Here is a 4,597-nt window from a genome sequence, read left to right on the forward strand (position 1 = left end):
CACGTTGAGTGCGTCGTATTGATGTCAAGGGATAAGGCGTAAAAGTGCCGATTTTACGGCAGTTTTCGGCTATACAGTCAATCTGCGAAGTCAACCCTAACCAGCTTTTTACTGTATTTGGAAAAACATCTACGAACTCAAAACGCCTGACAACCAATCTGCTCAGTGAGGTTAATGCGTAGATTGGATAACAGAGGGTTCGATACTTCGTAGATTGGTTGTCATTCGTCAAAATGTACAAAGCGGGAATAAATCCGTATGATAGGGAATGTCAAATAGTCATTACGTAACCCCAAGCACTATGCAGAATCAAATTCGATAAAAATAGAGTGCCATTTTCCGTAAAAAGTGGAAAATGACACTCTTTTCTTTTCAAAAGGATTATTTAGTTTTTGTTATAATGCTTCTCACGGTACACCTTTGGTGTCATGCCAGTTATTTCCTTAAAAACGGCAATAAAGACGCTCTGTGTAGAAAAGCCGAGCGAGGTCGAGATCACCGAATAGGAAAGGTCGGAGTAGCGAAGCAGATTTTGCGCAGTATCCACTCGTGCTTCCTTTACAAAGCGCTTAAGCGATATGCCGACTTCCTGTCGGAAAAGCCGTGAAAGATAGGTGCTGTTTAACCCTATTACCTCGGCAAGTACTTTAACCGATAGATCGGCGCCAAGATTCTCATAGATGTAATCTATGCACTTGCGGATATGTAGGGAAATGACCGTTTCCTTGCGTATCTCCTGCATTCGCTCCGCAAAATCAAGGCACATATCCTCATACAGTCTGCATACGCCGTCAACTGTCCTGCATTCATCGACTTTCATAACATAGAGATCGGAAAGCGTGTAGGCTTCGGTCTGTCCAAGTCCGGTGTCAATGCAGGCACTTGATATTGCCGATGCTGCAATTACAAAATGATAAACCGCATTTTTCAGAGAGTTCTTCGACAGCACTCTTTCATTTGAAAGCAAAGCAAGAGCGCCGTTTTTAAGCTCGGCTTTTACTGTATCTGTCTCTCCGCCAACAACAGAAGCGAACTTGGAATACTGCGTGAGGTGTTCCGGGATCTTGAAATTGCCCATCTTCTTGCTGTATAAAAGAGCGTTAAGCTCGTTTCGTACCTTCATTCCGATCAACTGCCTTTCATTACGATTATATCACTTTTCAGATATAAATTCAAGCTTTAGGATATAAATCTGTTCTGAAATGTGATATGCTTATGGGCAGAGGTGACTTTATGAATAATGCTAATGACCTGACAAACGGGAAAGTTTCCGCTAAACTGCTTGGTTTCTTTTTCCCGATGCTGCTGACAAATCTGTTTCAGCAGATATATTCCGTTGCAGATACGGCGATAGTCGGAAAGGGATTAGGCGATAACGCTCTCGGTGCCGTCGGGAACCTATCCTCGCTTTCTTTACTGATAATCGGCTTTTCAATGGGCATGACAAGCGGATTCGCTGTCATAATTGCTCAGGACTACGGTTCGGGAGACAGAAAAGCTGTCTGTAAGTCAATAGCCCTATCGGTAAGGCTCTCTGCTGTCATGGCATTACTGCTGACGGCAATCGGCTGTCTGCTGTTAAAACCGATACTTCATATGATACAGACGGAAGAAATATTGATAGCAGATGGTCTGACCTACGGCTATATTATCATGGGCGGACTGACAGCGACTGTTGCATTTAACCTGTGTTCGAGTATCCTGCGTTCGCTTGGTGACAGCAAAACGCCGTTTATCGCTATCATCATTTCTTCGGCGGTCAATGTCGCTTTGGACTGGTTTCTCATATTTATTGTTCATACCGGCGTTGAGGGGGCTGCGTTCGCAACAATATTCGCACAAGCTCTTTCAGCTATTATATGCTTAATGAGAATACTCACAAATCCCGAACTTCAATTTTGCAAGGAGGATTTTGCCCCAGATCGGAGATTGTCTCTGCTGCTATTGAAGAACGGACTTCCTATGGCTTTCATGAACTCTGTCACCGCACTTGGATGTATGGTTGTGCAGAGATATGTGAACGACTGCGGTGCAGACTTCACTTCAGCGTACTCTGTTTGCAGTAAGTATCTGAATCTGTTCATGCTCCCTTCGTTGACGGCGGGCTTTGCTGTCTCGGCTTTTGTCGGTCAGAATATCGGTGCGGGCAAACCCGAACGAGTAAAACAGGGCGTTCATGTGTGCGTCGGTATAGCATTGGTATCCTATCTGCTACTTGGCTTGGTTATGATGCTTCTGCCGAAACAGCTTGCAGGGGTTATGCTGAATGAAAGCGATACGATCGTTTTAACATCGGAATACTTGAGGATATGCGGTGCGGGACTGATACTGCTCAACCTTTTGTTTGTGTATCGGAATGTAGTTCAAGGTATGGGGTATCCACTGATCCCCATGATTTCGGGATTTGCAGAAATGATCCTGCGTATCCCTGCAATCATCTTACTGCTTCCGCACATGGGATTCAGAGCGACTGCCTATGCTGAGATCATTGCTTGGGTAGGAGCGCTGGCTTTGAATGCGATTGCGTATATAATTTATTACTATAATTATTGGAAACAACATAATTGAATATTTGTCTCCTATTATGCTTGAAGAGCTATCTTTGAGCCTTGTTTTTTTAATGTGTTATTGCCTCAGCATAGAAAAAGGTTTAGCGTTTCTGCAAATGAAAATGAGCCGACATATATTAATGGCAGTACATATGAAATCAGGATTTCACAAACTGAAAAAGTGATAAAATTATGGTCGAAGAAGTATAACAAACACCCCCGCACCACTGAATGACCAGTGACGCGGGGGTCGCTCTATATATTCACATTTCAATGCTGATCGTCACGCCTGACTTGAACCGGAACTCCAAGTAGTCGTCGTAGACGGTCACCTTTTCCAGCAGCTTCTTCACCAGAGAATCATCAAACTCCGTGATCTCACTCGGCTGAGACTGTATGAATTTCTGAAGCTCTTTAATGCGTTTCGTGTGTTCCTTCTGCGTAGCGTCGTCCATGCCTTTCTGCTCCTGCAGCTCACGCAGGCGCAGGATTTCCTCGGTGATGTCATCGTAGTTCTCCCGGCGCTCCGTCCGGTTGATCAGCTCCCGCTGCAGTTCAGCCATTTTTGCTGAGAGGGCTTCCGCCGACATGGGATTAGCCGAATTGATCGCAGCTTCAAGGTTCTCCCGGAGCCTGTTCAGGTAGGTGTCGCTGTCGCAGACCATTTCATTGAGGGCTTCAAGGAATGCCGCCTTTAAGGTTTCCTCGCTGACGGTTCTGGCGCGGCACTTGTCCTTCTCCTTCAATCGGGTAACGCAGCGCCAGACAACCGACTTCTTGCCACGGTTGTTCCAGTGTATTCTGCGGAACTGCTCTCCGCAGCCAGCGCAGAAGATTATCTGCGAAAATGCGTGGTTGGCGCTATAGCCCTTCTTTCCGCCGAACGGGAGCTGCGTTCTCGCTCGTCGTACCATTTCTTCCTGCACCATCAGGAATGTCTCTTTCGATATAATAGCTTCGTGGTCGTCCTCGACATAGTATTGCGGCACGATGCCGGAGTTCTTTACCCGCTTTTTACTGAGGCAGTCCACGGTGTAGGTCTTTTGCAGGAGCGCATCACCCATGTACTTCTCATTTCCGAGAATCAGGCGTATGCTGTTATCATGCCATTTTGTGCTTCCGCGAGCATTCGGAATACCATCACGCTGCAGTCCCTGAGCGATCTTTTTGCAGCTAGCGCCCTCAAGGTACTCCCGGAAGATACGCTTGACGATTTCCGCCTGTTCCGGATTAATGATCAGATGACCTTCATCGTCCTTGTCGTAGCCGAGAAAACGGCGGGCATTGACCATCACTTTCCCCTGCTGGAAGCGGTACTGCACACCGATCTTGACGTTCTGGCTGAGTGATTCCGATTCCTGCTGCGCCAGCGATGCCATAATGGTCAGGAGGACTTCTCCCTTCGAGTCCATCGTATTTATGGACTCCTTCTCGAAGAATACCGGAATGTTCATCTCCTTGAGCATTCGGATATAGTTCAGGCAGTCAACGGTATTTCGTGCAAATCGGCTGATCGACTTCGTGAAGATCATGTCGATCAAGCCATTTTTGCAATCTTCGATCATAGCGTTGAACTGCTCTCTGCCTTTGGTCGATGTCGCGCTGATACCGTCATCGGCATACACCTTGACAAGCTCCCATTCCGGATTCTTATTTATAAACTCGGTATAATGCTCGATCTGTGTTTCGTAGCTGGTAGCCTGTTCCTCGTTATCGGTGGAGACACGGCAATAGGCAGCGACACGCAGCTTCTTGACTTCCTGCTTCGCCGCATTATTGCCTTTCTGCGGCTTGGCAGGTATTTTTATAACATTCATTTTCTCACCCCGATCAGACTGTAGATGTATTCGGCTTGTTTTATCGGATCGTCAAAATGCATCTCCGGCTCTGAAATATCAAACTCCGTATAGACTGGCGGCATTTGCAGGCGCTTCTTGCCGCCATGCTTTTCCGACCTGCGTATCAGTTCCGCGTTCGCTCTCGCAAACGTCTGGCGGCTGACAATCGCAGGATAGAAGTCATCGCCGACATAGCAGAAGTTACTGATG

3 protein-coding genes and 1 pseudogene are annotated in these 4,597 nt (G+C 46.7%); 1 reads left to right on the forward strand and 3 read right to left on the reverse strand.

The window, feature by feature from the left end; translation table 11 throughout:
- Positions 1 to 385 precede the first annotated feature (385 nt).
- Positions 386 to 1,123, reverse strand: coding sequence for an AraC family transcriptional regulator (locus tag L870_RS0106740; RefSeq protein ID WP_028517498.1), 738 nt, complete (start codon positions 1,121 to 1,123; stop codon positions 386 to 388).
- A 110-nt stretch (positions 1,124 to 1,233) separates the two neighbouring features.
- Here L870_RS0106740 and L870_RS16880 point away from each other — a divergent pair, with 110 nt between their 5' ends.
- Positions 1,234 to 2,568 carry an MATE family efflux transporter gene (locus tag L870_RS16880; RefSeq protein WP_037271535.1) on the forward strand — a complete coding sequence of 445 codons (1,335 nt, stop codon included), beginning with the start codon at positions 1,234 to 1,236 and terminating at the stop codon, positions 2,566 to 2,568.
- Between the two features lie 244 nt (positions 2,569 to 2,812).
- Here the strand turns inward: L870_RS16880 and L870_RS0106750 are convergent, their stop codons facing one another.
- Together L870_RS0106750 and L870_RS19485 are read right to left on the reverse strand one after the other, a co-directional pair.
- Complete coding sequence (locus L870_RS0106750; RefSeq protein ID WP_037271538.1) at positions 2,813 to 4,366, reverse strand: recombinase family protein; 1,554 nt, start codon at positions 4,364 to 4,366, stop codon at positions 2,813 to 2,815.
- Positions 4,363 to 4,597 (reverse strand): annotated as a pseudogene (locus L870_RS19485) (recombinase); the annotation flags it as partial. The gene L870_RS0106750 and the pseudogene L870_RS19485, both read right to left, overlap by 4 nt.

This window comes from Ruminococcus flavefaciens ATCC 19208, from assembly GCF_000518765.1.
Classification (GTDB): Bacteria; Bacillota; Clostridia; order Oscillospirales; family Ruminococcaceae; genus Ruminococcus; species Ruminococcus flavefaciens.

Coding starts and splice junctions, on each gene's coding strand:
- L870_RS0106740 (WP_028517498.1), bottom strand. CDS start 1,123: ATGAAGGTACGAAACGAGCTTAACGCTCTTTTATACAGCAAGAAGATG.
- L870_RS16880 (WP_037271535.1), top strand. CDS start 1,234: ATGAATAATGCTAATGACCTGACAAACGGGAAAGTTTCCGCTAAACTG.
- L870_RS0106750 (WP_037271538.1), bottom strand. CDS start 4,366: ATGAATGTTATAAAAATACCTGCCAAGCCGCAGAAAGGCAATAATGCG.